An 18320-nucleotide genomic window follows, 5' to 3' on the forward strand; every position below is an offset into this window, starting at 1 on the left:
CGAGTGGCTGAAGCTCAGTTCCAGTTGGCCGCAATCACCGGGCTCAGCGCCGACTGCTGCGCTGGCGTGAGCGTGGTCTGGCCCGGGGGCGGTGGGGAGAAGGCCGCCATGGCCTGGACGAGGCTATCGACCTGGGTGCTCAAGAGTGTCTGGTTGTCAGCAGTTTGGAACTGCTCCACCTTGTACTGGTTGCCGGTGTACCAGTTGCTGATGGTGGCCTTGTCGCTTGTGCCGATGATGCTCACTTCCAGGTTGTTGGACACCTGCCGGAACCAGATCTGCTCGGTGGAAACTCCGTCAAGGAAACGAAGCAAATCCGTGTTGCCACTGGTGGCGTCGTCTTCCTTGATGACATCGGCTCCATACGCAAAGCCCAGCACATAGGTGTCATTGCCTGCTCCGCCCGCCAGCGTGTCTTTGCCCGCGCCGCCGTCCAGCGTGTCGTCTCCGATGTCGCCGGTGATCACGTTGTTCAGTTCGTTGCCGCTCAAGTACAGCCCGGTGTCGGCGTTGCCCTTCAAGTTCTCCACGTGGCTGCGCAGGGTGTGGTTCGCGTTTGTGATGACCCGGTCCGTGCCCGCGTCAGCGGCTTCCATGACCACGTCGCCCGCGCCTACGTAGTAGGTGTCGTTGCCCAAGCCTCCGCTCATTACATTGACCGCTGCATTGACGTGCCCGTAGAGAATGTTGTCGAGTTCGTTACCACCAGCGTTGATGGCTTCCGCCCCCTGCAGGTAGATACGCTCGACGTTGGACCCCAGGTTGTAACTGACCGTGCTGTAGACGATGTCGGTCGTCCCTTCACCCGCCTGTTCGATCACCACATCCCCGGCGTTGTCCACAAAGTAGCGGTCTTCACCAACACCCCCAGCCATGACATCTGCGCCGCTTTTGCCGTTCAAGGTGTCGTCGCCCGCCTCACCATGCAACGTGTCGTCCCCAAGATGTCCGGTGATGGTGTTGTTAAGTTCATTGCCGCTCAGTTGCAATCCGGTGTCGACATTGCCACTGAGGTTCTCAACGTTTCTATCTAGAACGTAGTTGACAACCGTGATCACCCTGTCTGTGCCCCCGTCAACACCCTCGACAACAGTGTCGCCCGTACCCACGTGGTACGCATCGTCGCCGAGCCCACCGTCGAGCGTATTGGCTGCTGAATTGGCGTGTCCATACAGGACATTGTCGAGTTCGTTACCACGGGCGTGAATGGTCTCTGTGCCCTGCAGATAAACGCGTTCGATGCTATCCGGCAGAGCGTAGTCCACCCGGCTATGAACGGTGTCGGTTCCCCCAGCGATGAACGATTCGACCACAATGTCGCCGACGTCGTCGACCAAGTACACATCGTCACCCAGCCCCCCCTCCAGCCAGTCGGCGCCTCCACGACCATCCAACCGGTTGTCCAGGTCGTTGCCGCCGATGCGGTTATCCAGCGAATTGCCGGTGCCACGCAGAGCAGACATTCCAGTAAGGATCAGATTTTCCACGTTGTTGCCAAGCGTGTGGTCGACGCTGCTATGCACGACATCAACACCAGCATCAACGGCTTCAACCACCCGATCTCCGGCGTCATTCACCACGTACACGTTGCCACGCGTATTGCCAGTCAAGCGATCAGCACCATTTGTGCCGTAAAGGGCCGCTGGTGCAGAAATCATGTCCAGTATCTGCGCGCGAGACAGCGTGCGGCCGTCGGCAAAGGTGTAGCGCTCAATACCAAATCCGACTGCTGCCGCCAAGAGCTCGTCATCCGCGACGACAACCGATCCGACGTCGACTCCGTCCGCACCCACCCAACTGATTCGCAGGGCGTCTACCTCATCCCAACCGCTCACGTCCATCGACGGCTCGATCTGCAGCAAGGTGTTCTCGATTAGCCACGTGGGCAGGCTCAGGCGGGTACGTTCAACATGCAGAGCACTCGCGTCGATTCCCACACCGAACGCAATGGTGTCGCGGTATCCCTCGCCGCGGTCCAAGCCGCGCGCCTTCTCGTCCAGATACCACTCTGATGTGCCGTAGCCCTCATCGCCGTTGGGCTGGTACTGATAGGCGTCGTACAGATAGGCTTCCAGGTCGAACACAATGTCAACCCCATCGTCGGAGCTTGCAATGTAGTAGGTGTCATCACCGCTGTCGCCCGACAGCCAGTCTGCGCCGTAGCCCCCAAGGAGCTGGTCCGCATAGAAGCCACCGAGCAAAATATCGCTTCCTGCTCCACCCAGCATCAGATCGCCGGTGTAAGCGCCTCCGTAGGTGCTGTCCGTACGATCAATCTTGCGTTGCAACCAGTCCGCTCCTTCTCCTCCGGTCATCGCGCTCGTGTTTGAAGATTCGAACCAGCGAGACGCTTCAACAACGATACGATCGTCACCCGATGTCCCAAGGACATCAAGCACAGGCTTCTCTTCGCGCCACACATGGTGGTATGTGGCTTGCCAATATGCATACGAAACATCTTCGTAGAAGTACTCCACCCGTGTCACTGCAGCTATGTGCTGATAGATGTGGTATCCGTCTTCAAGAAATAGCGTGAAAGCACCGGGTGGAAGCTGGTAAGAGCCGGTGAGTTGCATGCGATAAAGATCAAGAGGCCCAAGGTAGCGGATGCGCTCAGGCTCCACCACCACGGTCTGACTGCCTTGATAGACACTTTGTATGCCTTCCACCCATGCCTCGCTCAACACTTCGCTGGAATACACCGAGGTGTCATAGTCGCTTGGATCAACAAGCAAGGGGGTTCCATCGGCTTGCACATTGATCCGATTCCAGAGGGACTCGTTTGTATAAATGTCGCCTGAAGCCGACTCATCGGTGAACACTTCATACGGTTCTGCCAGCAGAAAGGGCAGCGCCGCCGACAGATGCTGTTCACGCAGACTGGCATCCGAGGCGTCTACTTGCAAGCGAGACGCCGCCCATCGACGCAAGTCCAGCGTGGCGCCGCCGTCCAGTTGGAGCACCCATGACTGCGACAGATTCGTGAAAAACCCTTCGACACTCATCAAGCCTTCGGTATCCAGGTCGCGCAGCACAAGGTCGGCACCACGTCGATGCATCTCCACTCGATTTGCGAATCGTGTCCCAACGAGCACCGTGTTGGCGCCGCCATCGGTGTCAACGACCAGCGCGCGTCCCTCCACGGGCAGCACATACACGTCGTGCCCGCGTCCTCCGCGCAATTCGTCCAGTCCCCCTTGTCCATCCAGCACATCGTCGCCAGCCCAACCACGCAGCACATCGTCACTACCAGACCCAATGTTGACTCGGTCTTCGCTCAACGCAATGCCCAACAACTGATCGAAGGTCATCCAGGGATGACCCTCCAACTTCACATCACCCGTGGGCATGCCGTTTTCGGTATTGATCCACACCAAATCAGTATCTGAATACGCGACCTCCAACCCCTCGGCTCCTTCGTGCTCAACGCGGCGGATACGCAGATCATCCAGCGCAACACCCGGACCGAAGGTCAAGTCGAGCAATGGGTCGGGATCTTCGATGCGATCGAAGCCATCTCCAAGGTCAAAGTGGTAGGTGTCATAGCCGCCGCCACCTTTCAACCGGTCGTCGCCACCGCTTCCGATCAACACATCGTCGCCAACACCGCCGTACAGTTGGTCGGCATAGCGGCTTCCATGCAACTCGCCTCCTGCCACAATCGCCTCACGCGTGACGCCACCGCCCTCAAGCCGCTGCAACAACGCAGGCAGGTCGAGCGTCTGGCCATCCCGCGTCTCAAGGGTGATAGCGGCGGCGCCCCGCAACCCGTTAACGATCAAGACTCCATCGGCCTCGCCCTGCTCATCCATCCACGCAAGCTGTAAATCGGTGCTTCCCAGCGGGCTGCTTACACGCATTTCCGACAAGGAGAACTCGGGGCTCATCACAAGTCGCAAGGCGCCCTGTTCATCCTCCAGCCTGTCCATGCCCTGTCCGCTGCGCAGCCAAACCGTGTCATCGCCTGGGCTGCCGCGCAAGACATCGCTGCCACTGCCGCCGCCGTCCATCGAAAGGCCTTTCGCCAGAACGTCGGTCCAGGTCAAGGACCCTCCATCCGCAAAAATGATCTCCTGAAGCCAGCGACTCCCGGCCAGGTCATCGACACCCAAGGGCAATAGCAATGAGTCACCGCCATCGACGCCTCCTCCCAGCAGCAAGCGCACCGAACCCAGCGAACTCACATGCAGACGCACATCCTCTGGAGATATCCCAGCGCCGAGAAAGAGCAGATGGTTGCGGGAATCATCCAGCACCAGCTCATCCTGTCCATCCCCACGCTGCATGAACAGCAGCGTTTCGTCATGCGGCATCTCGATGCGATCGTCACCACGGCCTGCGCGCACCGACGTTTGAGTAGCGGCCACGACCATCGTGTCGTCCGCACCACCACCCAGCAGTGTGGCCATGCGAGCGCCTTCTATACCCTGCACCACCAACGGCGAGGCAATGGAGGCGGCCAAGACCGGCAAACTGATGCGTTCGCCTGACCGGAATTCCACCGCATCAATGCTGCCCCCGCGCAGTGCGCCCATCAGGATGACCTCATGGCCGGCGAACTTTAGGATCATGTCGGCATCACGACCCAAGATTTCAGTTTCTTGCAGATCGATACTCAGGCGCAGAACATCGTTGCCCTTGCCATCCTGCACTGCAGTGGTCCCTCCGGCGCTGGGGCTGAGGATCAGGTACTCGTCATCTCCGAGCCCCCCAATCAAGTAGTCATACCCACTACGACCACCCACCAGCACATCGGCTCCCTCACCGCCGACCAGAATGTCATCGCCCTCCCCTCCGTCTAGGAAATCATCTCCCGCTTCGCCAAACAGAACATCGGCACCGGCGCCACCATCGAGCGAATCATTTCCATCGCCGCCCTGCAGATAGTCGTTGCCATCGCCTCCGTCCAGCCAGTCATTTCCGCCACCACCATGCAGGAAATCGTCGCCTACGCCCCCATACAAAGTGTCGTTGCCGTGATAGATCGGATCGAACAAGAGATCGTCGGGCCCATGGGGGCCCTCGTCACCCCAGAGTTCATCGTCTCCTTCGCCACCGATGAGCAGGTCGTCGTCGCCACCTCCGGCCAGCTTGTCGTTCCCCAATCCCCCTACGAGCAAGTCCTGCCCGTGCCATTGGCCTTGGACCACGTATGCCCAGTTGCCGCTGGCATCGCCATACATCCAATCATCACCCAAGCCACCGAAGAGTTGATCACTGCCGCCACCGCCACGAATCTCATCATCTCCATCACCACCTTCAAGCAGGTCGTTGCCGTGAAGAGCCTCCGCCGTCCACCCAATGAAGCCCCCTCCGTCCACAAGAACTTCATGGATCGGGCCATCGCCTTCCAGCCAATCGCCGCCGGCCCCACCCATCAGGTGGTCATCTCCTCCTGCTCCCCTCATCAAATCATCGCCAGACCCACCCAGCAAAACGTCCGCGGCATGGCTGCCCACCACCGTGTCATCACCATCACCAGCGTCCACGTAGTCACCCACGGCAAGGCCAACGCCGGTGTTGCTCATCCAGCCGTCCGGAGTGAGCCAATTTCCCTGCGCATCGGTATACCGTGCCCACGTGGGGCCACTTGCCAAGACCAATGTGCCTACCGGCACCACATATTCATCGTCCGACTCGCGGCGCTGAAGAACATACAGACTGGCTCCGCTGAAGATCATGTCATTGCCCGCCCCGCCCACGATGTGGTCCGATCCCTCACCACCCGAGAGCAAGTCGCCTCCATCGCCGCCATCGATGTAGTCGTCCCCCCTGCCACCCGTGAGCGCATCGTTGCCCCCGAAGCCCAGCATCCGCACGCCCTCGTTTTGCATGGACGCCGAGATCACATCGGCAAAGTCCTCCTCTTGCACACCGCCTTGCAGCGTGCCATCGGGCAGCCAACTGGTCAGAGACCAAGCGTAGTATCCGTAGAAGGGGTGCGCGGCATCGATCTCGTCCTGCCTCACCTCGATACCCATCTCTAACGCACGCTGATCACCCAGGTACAGCGTTGCCGGAACCGGCGGTTCGTGCTCTTGCACTTCCTCGCCCAACACGAGGCCCAGCTCGCCATCGTTCCAGCTTTTGAGGGTGATGCTGTCTTGACCCGATTTGGTACCAAGGCGCAGCGTGTGTTCGTCGATGCGGGTTATGCGGTAGTGCCCAGTGGTGTCTTCCCACGCTTCGCTGTCTTCGCTCATGCGCTTGCCGACTGCGATGGTCTGGCCGGCGAAGACCAAGCGGCCCTGCCCATCGGCGTCGAGGATCACGTCATGACCGTGGCCACTGGCGAAGGTGTAGGTGTCGTTGCCTGAGCCGCCGAGCAGCACATCACTGTCACCCCCGCCTTCCAGCAGATCGTCGCCATTCCCACCCACAAGCACATCCCGCCCACCACCCGCGCGGAACACGTCTGCGCCGCTCCCGCCAATGGCGGCATCATTGGCGAGCGCGTTGGCCTGCCAATTCATGACGCCACCGCCAGTCTGTATGTGCCAGCTGTCGGCTTCGCGCAGGCCGTCGGTTTCAAACGGATCGCTGCCAATGGCGGTGCTGGATGCAGCATCTCGCAGCAGCGGCAGCCCCTTCAGAAAATCGCTGTTGATGTCGCTCAGATTGAAGTGGATCGCACCGGATTCCAATTGGAAAAGCGTGCCTGTATTGCCTTCCGGTGCGTGGAAGTGAAAGTCCATCGCAAGGGCAATCAATGCCTTTCGCATGTCTTCCTGCGCCACGGTGCCTTCAGTGCTCTTGAGCTTGTCGACATCTTCGGTAAAGCGGCTCAAGGCGCTGGGCTGGCCAAATCCCTGGCGCAACTGGTCATTGACCAGCCGGGTGATGAAATCCTGCGTGGCAGTATTTGGGTCCGCCGCGTACAAATTCTTGTTCAGCAGCGTGCCCAGCAACTCCGGAATTTGCTTGATCAGTTGCCGCAACCGGTCTTCAAACAGAAAGGCCGCGTGCAGATTCATGGAATGCAAGCCCAGGGCGTATTCCAGCGGCTGCGAGCCATCGCCCAGATCGATGTTGATATCGGTTCCAATCACTGTGGAAATCAGTTCCCGCCCGTACCACAGAAATTCACCCTCGTTGTACAAATTGGTTACCGCAAGTTCTCTGCGATCGAATTCAGTTTGGTCTATCTCATTTTCATATAGATTTTCTGCAACAATTTCATTGAATAGCAGACGCCCCAAATCATTGGCCGAATCAACAACCGCAACCGAGCCTTCAAACCCCGTGCCATCAAAAAGGCCAGCAAGTGCGGTCCCTGCAAATTGACTCGTGATTGCCACAAATGCGGCACCAATGGCTATTGGATTAAGCGTATTGATCTCGAAAGGGGCTGAAGCGAACGTCGTAGCTGGACGATCAAACCAAACCGCCATATTCGCCGCCAATCCGCCACCCAGGCTGTGCCCGGTGAAGCTGATCTTGGCTGGGTCGTGCCCGTTGTCCACCGCCCAGTCTTTGACGGCCAGGTAGTACGCCATGGCATTGAGCTGCTGGCCCAGACCCAGCACCAAGGCCTTGGTGCTGGCCAGACCCACATCGGTCAGCAAGTCGGCCACCGTGTTCCAGGCGCGCCCTTCAAACTCCACCAGAAAATCCGTGCCCTTGTAGGCCACCACGATCTCGCCCGTGGCCTGGTTCAGGTAGGCACCGCCTGTGAAACTGAATGGGTTGATCGCGTTCAGGGCTTCGCCTACGGTGAAGCCCAACTTGGACGTGTCCTGCCAGTTGTCAGGTAGTTCAAGTTTATTGGTTGGATTCTCCGAACCACCGCCCCGCTGATCGTTGTACACAAATGCTGCCAAAGCTGCGTAGTCATTTACCGTAGTCATTGAAACCTCCTTGAAAATTATTCAGAACGAAATTTTTCTTCCCAACGAGGGATCGCAGCCCACTTATCGGCCAGCGCTTTATATTCATCAATATCTATTTTCTGGCTGGATTTTCCCGAATTATTTCTTCGTAAACACCAAGCCTGATCCTTCTTTTGAATAGCCACTCTACTAGAGTTAATGCCTACCTCCTTTGGCAAACATGGGAGAACGTTTTCTGCCTCCCGAATATTGACAGGTAATGACATAAAAGGAACTCGCTCAAACATCGATCCCCGCCAAACAAAACCAACCATGAAGTACTTGGGATACTTGTAGTATGTCAATTGTCGATCCCCTCTCGGAATCCCAAACACATAAACTTTCCCATCCACCATATCCACCCGCTGTGGCATCAGATACGAATGCCAGACCTGTTTGCCGCCTAATTCCGGCAAGTCAATGGTCACCCAGCTCTGGGCGGTGCCGTAGTTGTCGTAGTGCTCGCGTTTCTGGTGGATGGTGATCACGCGTCCGTCTGACAGGCGCACCTCTTCGTACCAGCTGGGATAGCGCTTCTGGTACCAATTCCAGCCCACAGCGACAGCGGCACTCAGAACCAGCAGGCCCAGCGCCACGAGCAGCCAGGGGAAGGGTTTGGAGCCCGAAGGCGATGGGGCTTTTTTCATGCGGCGAGCCTCCAGTTCACATCGTTCGCAGCCAGCCCGTCGCCCAGGCTGTGGCCGGTGAAGGTGATCTTGGCCGGGTCGTGCCCGTTGTCCACCGCCCAGTCTTTGACGGCCAGGTAGTACGCCATGGCATTGAGCTGCTGGCCCAGACCCAGCACCAAGGCCCTGGTGCTGGCCAGACCCACATCGGTCAGCAAGTCGGCCATCGTGTTCCAGACGCGCCCTTCAAACTCCACCAGAAAATCCGTGCCCTTGTACGCCACCACGATCTCGGCCGTGGCTTGGTTCAGGTAGATACCCCCTGTGAAACTGAATGGGTTGATTGCGTTCAGCGTGTCGCCTACGGCGAAACCTAGCTGTGTGGTATTGACCCAACCAAGAGGCACGTCAAGAATGTTCTCCGTAGCGCCTTCCCCACCTCCACCTCTTTGATTGTTGTAGACATGTGATGCAAGTGCTGCATATTCATTTGTGTTTGCCATGATGTCCTCCTTGGTTGATTAGTCAGATATTGGTTTGCCGCCACCCGCCTTGGCATAAAAATTGGCCAATGCCTCGTAATCGGATAGCACGATATCTTTTCCAAATTTCCAGCGCCCTCCGCTTACTGGACACCAGCGCTGCTCTTTCGTTTCAATACGCAGCCTTTCTTCCAATGGTTGCGGAATACATGAGTAGACGTTTTTCGAAGATCTGATGAGGGCGGGGAGATTTAGGAAGGCAACTCGTTCAAATCCATCTCCATTCCATGTAAACGCAACCATGTATTGTTTAGGGTAGTTGTATATCTTGTTTTCCTTAATACCTCTTGGTGCACCAAACACATGAACCTTCCCATCCACCACATCCACCCGCTGGGGCATCAAATACGAATGCCAGACCTGCTTGCCGCCCAGTTCCGGCAGGTCAATGGTCACCCAGCTCTGGGCAGTTCCATAGTTCTCGTAGTACTCGCGCTTCTGGTGGATGGTGATCACGCGCCCGTCGGACAGGCGCACCTCTTCGTACCAGCTGGGGTAGCGGGTCTGGTACCAGTTCCAACCCACAGCGGCAGCGGCACTCAGAACCAGCAGGCCCAGTACCACGACCAGCCAAGGGAAGGGTTTGGATCCGTAGGGAGATAGGGCTTTTTTCATGCGGCAAAACTCCAACTCAAAGCTTTGACCGTTCTGCCAGCGCCCGCCGAGATGGTGGGAGGGTTGGAGGCATTCGCCTCAAAGGGCGCAACCGCGGCTGACAGGTGGTGCCGACCCCCATGCGGTATGGATTTAACGGAACGGTCAGCCTCAGCAGAAACGTCTTCGCCGAGTTGGCGTCTCTCCTCGCGATCCGCCGCGCGATGAGGTGTGCCAGTGCAATGCCCGGCGAAGTTTTGACACTCCATCATTTCCTCCCTGTACGCGACCCGTCGTTTCAGGTCTTGCGTGTTTTTTGTGTGGAGGCGTTTTACCGATGAAGCCCACTCAAGGCCATACCTCGAATGCAGTAGTGCCCTGAGGCGGGCACGGGCGATTCAATGAATTCTTCGGCCGCGCAAGGCTTTGCCAGACTCGGGCAGATCGAAAGGGGCACCAATCCTGTGAATTGCCCTTGCTCCAAGCTTCTCCCGGAGAAGAAGGGGGAAGTGAAATATCAGCCAAGCGGGCCGACGTAGTTGCTCCACCCCCTCGCCCGCAACTCACAAGCCGGGCAGCTCCCACACCCATATCCCCACGCATGCCGGTGCTCGCGGTCGCCCAGGTAGCAGGTGTGGGTGTGTTCCACGATCAGATCCACCAGGGTTTTGCCGCCCAGGGTTTCGGCCAGGCGCCAGGTGGCGGCCTTGTCGATCCACATCAGCGGGGTGTCGATCAGGAAGCGGTGGTCCATGCCGAGTGAGAGCGCCACTTGCAGCGCTTTCATGGTGTCGTCGCGGCAATCGGGGTAGCCTGAAAAGTCGGTTTCGCAGACGCCGGTGACGATGACCTGGATGCCGCGGCGGTAGGCCAGCGCGGCGGCGAGCGTGAGGAACAGCAGGTTGCGGCCGGGCACGAAGGTGTTGGGCAGGCCGTTTTCTTCCATGCGAAAGGCCATGTCGCGCGTGAGTGAGGTTTCGCTGACCTTGCCGAGCACCGCGAGATCGAGCACGTGGTCTTCGCCCAATCGATCGGCCCAGGCGGGAAAACGCTCGCGCAGTTCGCGCAGCACCACGGGCCTGGCCTGCAGTTCCACGCTGTGGCGCTGGCCGTAGTCAAAGCCCAGGGTTTCCACGCGCGGAAAACGCTCCAGCGCGTGGGCCAGGCAGGTGGTGGAATCTTGCCCGCCGGAGAACAGCACGAGTGCGCTGGTGTGGTGCGGGGTGTTGTGGAGAGGGGCTGCGGTCATGGGCGGGATGGTAGCGCGCGGGCCCTCACCCCTGCCCTCTCCCAGAGGGAGAGGGAGCTAAAGCCGCTCCCTCAGACCATGCGTTCGGATCTCACACCCGCGTGATCGCGACTCGTCGCCAGCATGCGGATGAGCGCGCGGTTGGCTTGCTCCAGGCTCACCTCATTGCGATCACACACCGCGCTCAGGCGGTGCAACTGCCCCGGCTCGCCCTGGGCGCGCGCCACATCGAGCAGCGGGTGGTAGGGGCCATCGTGGCGCAGCACGGCATCGTACAGGCGGCCGGAGAGCGGCAGTTTGTGCAGCAGCTCGCCCAGCGGCGCGTGCAGCAGTTTGTCGAGGTGGGCAAACAGCGCGGTGGTGTAGACCTCCAGCCGCAGGTTGTCTTCGGATCCGGTGGCCAGCAGGTGCTGCGCCAGGCGCGCGCGCATGACCATGGCCGCGCGCACGGGCTGCAGGTCGTTGTCGGTTTCGCTGCCGGGCGCTTGCTCGAACAGCCAGCGGCTGAGTTCACGAAAGCCCAGCATCATGAGTGCGTGGCGCAGCGACCCGATTTCGTGGCGGCCGCCATACGCGGCCGAGTTCACCAGCAGCAGGATGCGGTAGACCAGCACCGGGTCCTGGCGCACCAGGCGCTCCAGGCGTTCGAGCGAGCAGTCGTCGTTGATGGCCTGCAAGATCTGGCGGATCACGCGCGGGTCGCACGAGATGGGCTGGTGGCGGTGGGCCAGCAGCACGTCGGCATCGGGCCAACCGAGCAGGCCCCATGCGTCGGCATCGTCGAGCAGGTAGCGGGCGAAGGTGCGGGTCTGCACGCCGTGGTAGAGCTGCGCGGGCGGCAGGCTCTGGCTGCGCTGGTGCAAGCCGGGTGTGGACTGGGTCTGCAGGATGTCGGCGGCTTCTTGCGGGCTCAGCTGCAGCAAGTTGCGCACATCGAACCCGGGTGACTTGCCCTGCCGAAACGCCTCCAGGCTGGTGCGGCGGATCAGGCAGTGCCCGCGCCGGTTGGCCACCGACAGGGCGGCCAGGGTTTCGGGCGCCTCAAACGGGGCAGCGGGCACTTCCAGCCAGGTGTTGTGCACCGGTGCGCAGGCCAGGGCCTGTTGCAGCAGCTGGGGCGAGGCGATAGCGATGATGAGCACCGGCGCGCTCTCGGGCCAGTCGTCGCCCAGCGCCTGCATGAGGTGAGCGGCATCCACCGCGGCGGCGTGGATGGGGTGCACGCTCAGGCGCACCGCGGCCAGCTGGCGCTCGCGGTTCCATACCGGCTCGTAGCCGAGTGCCAGGCTGTCCAGGACGGTGTGACTCAACATGTTGGCAAGCGTGTCAATTGATCACTTGGAACAGCGACAGGCGCTGCACCTGGGCGTAGGACTTGAGGGCGGCCTCCAGGCCCAGTTCCATGGACTTGAAGTCCGAAATCCCCTGGACGAGGTCGAGGTCTTCCAGGCGGGATTTTTCCGCCTTGAGATCGACGCTGCGGTCTTCCATCAGGGCGTCGAGCGAGTCGGCGCGGTTGAGCCATTCGCCGGCACGCCCACGGGCCAGCAACACGCGGTCGTGGCCAGCGTCGAGCTCGGTCATGGTGCGCGCGAGTTCCTGAGTGCGGTGGGCGCTGTCGTTGGCGCCGGTGTAGCGCAGTGCGTCCACGGCGTTTCTCACGACGCTGAAAATATCGGTCTGCTGGGCCTGCTCCAGCACGATCTGGTCACCGGTGGCGGGCACGCCGTTCATCTGGAGCGACACGCCACCAAACGACACGGTCTTGCCCGCTTCATACGGCACGCCGGTGACACCGGGCATGGGGTTGGCGGCGGGGTTGGTCACGTTGGTCACGGTGAACTGCATCACGCCGGCCACTTCGTTGAAGTCGATCCGGTAGTCGTCGATCGCCGTCACGCCGTTGTCGACTTCACCCATGCTGGTGCTCACGTTGCCGGTGTTGGTGTTGGGCAGGCTCAGGGTGAAACGGCCGTTGCCTTCGGGCACGCTCATCCAGATGGCGTTGCCGTCAAGCGCCTGCGGCACCGAGGTGTTGCCGGCGGCGGCCTGGCCGCGCTGACCACCAAAAATCACCCCTCCGCCGGGCGGCGCGTAGGTGTCCACAAACGGGGTGGCCGCGCCGCCGAGGCCGCCAAAGAGCGTGCGCCCGGCGTTGTCCTTGAGGTTGGCCACGCCAATGAGTTGTTCGCGCAGACCTTCGAGCTGGCGCGCAATGTCTTCGCGCTCGCTCGGGCCATGGGTGGCGTTGCCCGCGCTGACCAGCAGGTCGCGCACCTTCTGGATGATCTCGCCCGATTCCGCCAGACCGCTTTCGGCCTGTTGCAAACCGGTGCGCGCCGTGTCCAGCGAGCGCAGATCGGCCTGCGTGCGCGAGAGGCGGTTCTGCGCGGTTTCGGCCAGCGTGGCGGCCACCGGGTCGTCGCTGGGTTTTTGCACCCGCTTGCCGGTGGCAAGGTTTTCCTGCATCCGAGCCAGTTCGGCCTGGCGGCGAGCCAGCAGGCTCACGGTGTTGTCGTAGCTGTTCGCGGTGGAAATTCGCATGGGGTGTTCCTGTCAGGCCGGTGTGCGGGGGCTTCAGCGGCCCACGGTCGCCAGCAGGCTGTCGAAGGTGCTTTGGGCGATCTGCAGAAATTTCGCCGAGGCCTGGTAGGCCTGCTGGTACTGCAGCAGGCGCGCGGCTTCTTCGTCCAGGTTCACACCCGACACATTGCTGCGCGCGGTCTCGGCGGTGGTGGCGATCTGGGCCGAGAACTCGGTGGCGAATTTCGCGCCCTGCACGCGGGTGCCGACGTCGGAGAACAGGCTCACATAACCGTCGGCCAGGGCCACGCCTTCAAAGGTCGGGCGGTCGCGCAGGGCGAGCACGGCGCTGGCGTTGCCGGCGTTCTGCGCGGTGGAGCCGGCTGGCGCCGGGTCGATGTTGAACTGATCTCCGGGGGACGGGCTGCCGCGCAAGGTCAGGCTCCAGCCGTTGAGCACGATGGGCTCACCAGGCTTGAAGTTGTAGGTGGCGGGCGGGCCCACGTTGTCGGGTGGCGGGTTGCCGGGACCCAGTCCGGTGGCGACAAAGGTGCCATCGGCCTGGAAGGTCAGGCTCACCGGGTCGGTGAGGTTGGCCGAGTTGGAGACGGCGTAGAGGGTCTCCACGCTGAGGCCTCCCGCGTTGGTCACGCCGGGTGTCACCATCACCGGGCTGGCGGCGGCCAGCCGGTCGGGCGAGCCGATGGCCACTTGCAGGTTGCGCGCGGCGGCCTCGAACGGGCGCACCAGAATGCGGTCGCCGGCGGCGGCCGTGCCGGAGTCGATGTTGAAGGTGAGGCCGTCCTTGACGAACGGGGCGGAGGCGATGGGCATGGTGGTGCTGTCGCCATCGGACAAACGCACGACGGTCACATCGGTGCCCGTGAAGCGCAATTCGTAGTCCGACGCCATCAAGGCGGCCGGGTCGCTCACGTTGGAGCTCACCACGGCGTCACCCGTGTTGGCCGGGTTGGCTTTGCCGATGGCGGCAGCAGGGGGGATGAAGAAGTTCTGACCCGGATTGCCCTGCATGTCGATGCCCAGCGTGTGCTGGTTGTTCACCGTGGTGGCCGAGGCCAGCGCCATGCGGCCCAGCTGGTTCTGCACCGCTGCCAGGTCCTTGTTCAGGAAGTTCATCAAGCCCGAGAGTTCACCGCCGCCCAGCGTGGCGTCGGGCAGCGGCGTCGACACGCCGCCCTGCACGAAGGCCAGGGCAATGCGCGAGTTGTCGGTGGGGTCGGGTGTGACGGCCAGCTGGTTGGCGCTCTGGCCCAGCACCAGCGGTTGGCTGCCGGCCACGAACACGCTCACCGAGCCGTCCTTGTTGGCGACCGAGCTGGTCTGGATGTGCTTGCTGAGTTCGCCGAGCAACTGGTCGCGCTGGTCGTACAGGTCGTTGGGGGTGTGCGAATCACCCGCCGTCTCGATGATCTTCTGGTTCACCTTGGCCAGGTCCTGCGCCAGGCCGTTGACCACGTCGACCGAGCCCTTCACCTGCTGCTGTGTGCTCTTGGACAGCGCATCCAGCTGGCTGGCGGTGTTGCGCAGGCGGCTGGCGAACTCCTCGCCCTTGGCGATCACGACCACGCGGGCGGTGAGGTTGCTGGGCGACGAAGAGACGTCGGCCCAGGCGTTGAGGGTGTCGTTGAGCGCCGCGCCCAGGCCACCGGTGCCCAGGGGAAAGGCGCTCTCGAGTGCCTGCAGGCGCGAGTAGCGCAGTGCGTCGGCCGCGGCCACGGAGCCGGCCATCTGGGCTTCGCGCGTGAGGTAGGCGCTGTGCGAGCGCTCCACCGTGGCGATCTCCATGCCCTTGCCGAAGAAGCCGTTGCCCATCTGCTGGTAACCCGACGTCTGCTGCAGCACGTTCTGGCGCGAATAGCCGGGCGTGTTGACGTTGGCAATGTTGTTGCCGATGACTTGCAGGGCAGCGAGGTTGGCGTTGAGGGCGCGGGCGCCGATGTTCAGCGATGACATGGTGGTGTGGTCCTCAGCCCTGAGCGCGTTGCAGGCTCAGTGTGGTGTTGATGGCGCGGCTGAGCTTGGCGGCGTACTGCGGATCGGTGGCGTAGCCGGCCTTCTGCAGGCCCGCGGCAAAGCCCTGCACCGAGCCGATCTGGTCCATCACGTTGTCGTAGCGCGGGCTGTTGCCGATGAGCTTGGCGTAGTCGCGAAACGAGTCGGCGTAGGAGTCGTAGGCACGGAACTTCGCCGTGACCTTGCGCGGCTCGCCGTTGATGTATTCGGTGGTGGTGATCTCGGCGACCTTGCCCTTCCAGGCGCCGGTGGCCTTGATGCCGAAGAGGTTGTGCGACGGCGTGCCGTCGGCGTGGCGGATCTCGCTCTTGCCCCAGCCGGTCTCGTGGCCAGCCTGGCCGATCATGTAGCTCGCCGGTATGCCGGACTCGCGCGCAACAGTGGCCGCGGCCTCGCTGTGCTGGTCCACAAAACCGGCCTGGCGCGGGCCTGCGCTGGCGCGGCCCACGGTGCTCGCGTCGCTGCCTGCCGGCAGCGCATCCGCAGCACCAGCCTTCTCTGCAGCGTTGTTCTGCATCTGTTTGCCGAGCTGGCGCTCGATGGCTTCGGACAATCCGCCGGGCAGGCCCGAGAGCTGCACGGCGAACTGCTGGTCGAGCAGGTCGGTGCCCAGGTCGGCGCCCTCGCCTTCCATGAGACCCGACTTCTGCGTGGCCTCGCGCATGCTCTTGATGAGCTCGCGCATGAAGAGCGATTCAAACTGCTTGGCCGCTTCCTTGAGCGCGGCCTTGTCGTTGCCGCCCTTGCCCGCGCCGTACCGCAGCGCGTTGAGCGCTGTGGGGTCGGCTGCAAGGCCGCCGTTGGAGAGGGCGCTGGTCGGGTTCATGGCTGGGCAGCACCGCGCGAGGGCTTCGACAGGCTCAGCCCGAACGGAGGGGAGCTCAGGCCGAACCGAAATGTGAGCACGCGGATGAGACCCGCCCCGACACCCATCCCGTTCGGGCTGAGCCTGTCGAAGCCCCCGCCCGTGCGGTGGCGCGTCTGAACGAGTGCTCCGTACAACATCAGATCACCTCCAGTTCCGCGTTCATCGCGCCCGAAGCCTTGATGGCTTGAAGAATGGCCAGCAGGTCCTGCGGCGTGGCGCCCAGCGAATTGAGGGCGCGCACCACGTCGGCAAGTTGCGGCGCGGTGTCCAGCTTGATGAGCGAACCCTTGTCCTGGCTGATCTGGATGTTGGCCTGCTCGGCCACCACGGTCTGGCCGCCCACAGACAGCGGGTTGGGCTGGCTGATGACGGGTGTGGAGCTGATGCTCACCGAGAGGTTGCCGTGCGAGACGGCGCAAGCCCCCAGGCTCACGGCCTGGTTCATCACGATGGAGCCGGTGCGCGAGTTGATGATCACGCGTGCCATCGGGATCGCGGCATCCAGGCGGATCTCTTCCACCTTGGCCAGGAAGCCCACGCGCTCGCCTGGGTTAGCCGGTGCGCGCAAGCGCACCACGCGGCCGTCGACCGCGCTGGCCACACCGGCGCCCATGACGCGGTTGATCGCGTCGGTCACGCGGCTGGCGGTCTGAAAGTCGCTCGAATTCAAGCCGAGGTCGATGGTTTCGCCCAGGGCAAAAGGCGTGGCCACCGCACGCTCCACCTGCGCGCCACCGGGCACGCGGCCCGCGCTCAGGTGGTTGATCTGCACCTTGCTGCCACCGGCCGACGCGCCAGCGCCACCCACCAGCAGGTTGCCCTGGGCGAGTGCGTAAATTTCACCGTCGGCGCCCTTGAGCGGCGTAGTGATCAGCGTGCCGCCGCGCAGCGACTTGGAGTTGCCGATGGAGGACACGGTCACGTCGATGGTCTGGCCGGGCTGGGCAAAGGCGGGCAGCTGCGCGGTGACCAGCACGGCCGCCACGTTTTTCAGCTGCATGTTGGCACCGGGCGGCAGCGAGAGACCGAGCTGCTGCAGGTAGTTGTTCATGCTCTGCGCGGTGTAGGGCATCTGCGTGGTCTGGTCGCCCGTGCCGTCCAGGCCCACCACCAGGCCGTAGCCGGTGAGCTGGTTGCTGCGCACGCCCTGCACCGCCGCGATTTCCTTGATGCGGATCGACTGGGCGGTGGCGGGCAGAGCCATGGTCAGTGAAACCAGGACCAGGGCCAGCAGACGCAGGGGAGAAAGGGATGACTTCACCGCAAATTCCTCAGTGGGCAGAACGAGACCCATTGTGGGCGTGGGTCAGAAGGGGATAACGCTCAAAAAGAACCGTGCCAACCAGCCAATTGCCATCGCTTCGCCCTGCGCGCCTCGCCCACGCGACTCCACGCGCACGTTGGCCATCTGGGTCGACGCCACGGTGTTGCCGGCGCGGATCTGCTTGGGGTCCACCGTGCCGGAGAAGCGCAACACGTCCACGTTCTGGTTCACGCCGATCTGCTTCTCGCCCACCACCACCAAGTGGCCGTTGGGCAGAACTTCCTGCACGGTGGTGGTGATCGAGCCCGAGAAGTTGTTGTTGTTCTGGTTCTTGCCGTCGCCGGAGAAGCTGTTGTCCGACTGGGCGCCCAGGTTGAGCTTGTCCAGCAGCGGGGTCTTGAGGAACGGGAAGGCCGAGACGCCGCCCGAGATCTCGCCACTGCGGTCGATCGAGGCCGACGAGGTCTGGCTGGCGTTGAGCCGTTCGGTGATCTGCACCGTGAGTGTGTCGCCGGGCATGCGCGCGCGTGGATCTTCAAACGCGGGCCGGTAGTTGGCGGCCCGGAACAGGCTGCCGCTGGGCACGGTGCTCATGGTGTTCACCGGGTTGGCGGTGGGCGCCATCTGGGCGTAGGTCACGGGCTTCACCGGCTCCAGATCGACCTTGGAGCTCATGGTTTCGCAACCGGTGGCGAGCACGGCCAGGGTCAGCGCGACGGCAAGACGGAACATGGTGGTTTCTCCGTTCACGA

General features: G+C 62.1%; 11 protein-coding genes. All 11 read right to left on the minus strand.

All coding sequences use genetic code 11. The annotated features are described in order from the left end of the window. Nucleotides 1–14: 14 nt before the first annotated feature. The 11 genes from ASE11_RS26980 to ASE11_RS06835 all read right to left on the minus strand — a co-directional run bounded on the left by ASE11_RS26980 (nucleotide 15) and on the right by ASE11_RS06835 (nucleotide 18300). On the minus strand, nucleotides 15–7847 hold the full coding sequence (locus ASE11_RS26980) for a calcium-binding protein (protein WP_156406254.1): 7833 nt from the start codon (nucleotides 7845–7847) through the stop codon (nucleotides 15–17). A 17-nt stretch (nucleotides 7848–7864) separates the two neighbouring features. Then, complete coding sequence (locus ASE11_RS06785; RefSeq protein ID WP_056268424.1) at nucleotides 7865–8515, minus strand: hypothetical protein; 651 nt, start codon at nucleotides 8513–8515, stop codon at nucleotides 7865–7867. Beyond that, nucleotides 8512–8997 (minus strand): hypothetical protein, encoded by a 486-nt coding sequence (locus ASE11_RS06790; RefSeq protein WP_156406255.1) that lies wholly within the window; start codon nucleotides 8995–8997, stop codon nucleotides 8512–8514. Before ASE11_RS06790 ends, ASE11_RS06785 begins: the two co-directional genes overlap by 4 nt. An 18-nt stretch (nucleotides 8998–9015) precedes the next feature. Continuing rightward, entirely contained in the window at nucleotides 9016–9651 is a 636-nt protein-coding gene (locus ASE11_RS06795; protein ID WP_056268431.1) for a hypothetical protein, read from the minus strand. Nucleotides 9652–10147: 496 nt separating this feature from the next. After that, nucleotides 10148–10879, minus strand: coding sequence for a 7-cyano-7-deazaguanine synthase QueC (queC, locus tag ASE11_RS06800; protein ID WP_056268436.1), 732 nt, complete (start codon nucleotides 10877–10879; stop codon nucleotides 10148–10150). 71 nt (nucleotides 10880–10950) lie between these two features. Then, on the minus strand, nucleotides 10951–12192 hold the full coding sequence (locus ASE11_RS06805; protein WP_056268439.1) for an HDOD domain-containing protein: 1242 nt from the start codon (nucleotides 12190–12192) through the stop codon (nucleotides 10951–10953). Between the two features lie 13 nt (nucleotides 12193–12205). Beyond that, on the minus strand, nucleotides 12206–13423 hold the full coding sequence (gene flgL, locus ASE11_RS06810; protein ID WP_056268444.1) for a flagellar hook-associated protein FlgL: 1218 nt from the start codon (nucleotides 13421–13423) through the stop codon (nucleotides 12206–12208). Nucleotides 13424–13456: 33 nt separating this feature from the next. Further along, the gene (gene flgK / locus ASE11_RS06815) at nucleotides 13457–15376 is read right to left on the minus strand and encodes a flagellar hook-associated protein FlgK (protein WP_056268447.1); all 1920 of its coding nucleotides are present in this window, start codon (nucleotides 15374–15376) and stop codon (nucleotides 13457–13459) included. A 13-nt stretch (nucleotides 15377–15389) separates the two neighbouring features. Further along, the gene (gene flgJ / locus ASE11_RS06820; protein WP_056268451.1) at nucleotides 15390–16262 is read right to left on the minus strand and encodes a flagellar assembly peptidoglycan hydrolase FlgJ; all 873 of its coding nucleotides are present in this window, start codon (nucleotides 16260–16262) and stop codon (nucleotides 15390–15392) included. Between the two features lie 178 nt (nucleotides 16263–16440). Next, nucleotides 16441–17598, minus strand: coding sequence for a flagellar basal body P-ring protein FlgI (locus ASE11_RS06830; RefSeq protein ID WP_056268456.1), 1158 nt, complete (start codon nucleotides 17596–17598; stop codon nucleotides 16441–16443). 12 nt (nucleotides 17599–17610) lie between these two features. Beyond that, nucleotides 17611–18300, minus strand: a complete 690-nt coding sequence (locus tag ASE11_RS06835; protein ID WP_056268785.1) for a flagellar basal body L-ring protein FlgH — start codon at nucleotides 18298–18300, stop codon at nucleotides 17611–17613. Between the last annotated feature and the right edge of the window lie 20 nt (nucleotides 18301–18320).

Origin of the sequence: Hydrogenophaga sp. Root209 (assembly GCF_001428625.1) — a bacterium.
GTDB lineage: Bacteria > Pseudomonadota > Gammaproteobacteria > Burkholderiales > Burkholderiaceae_C > Hydrogenophaga.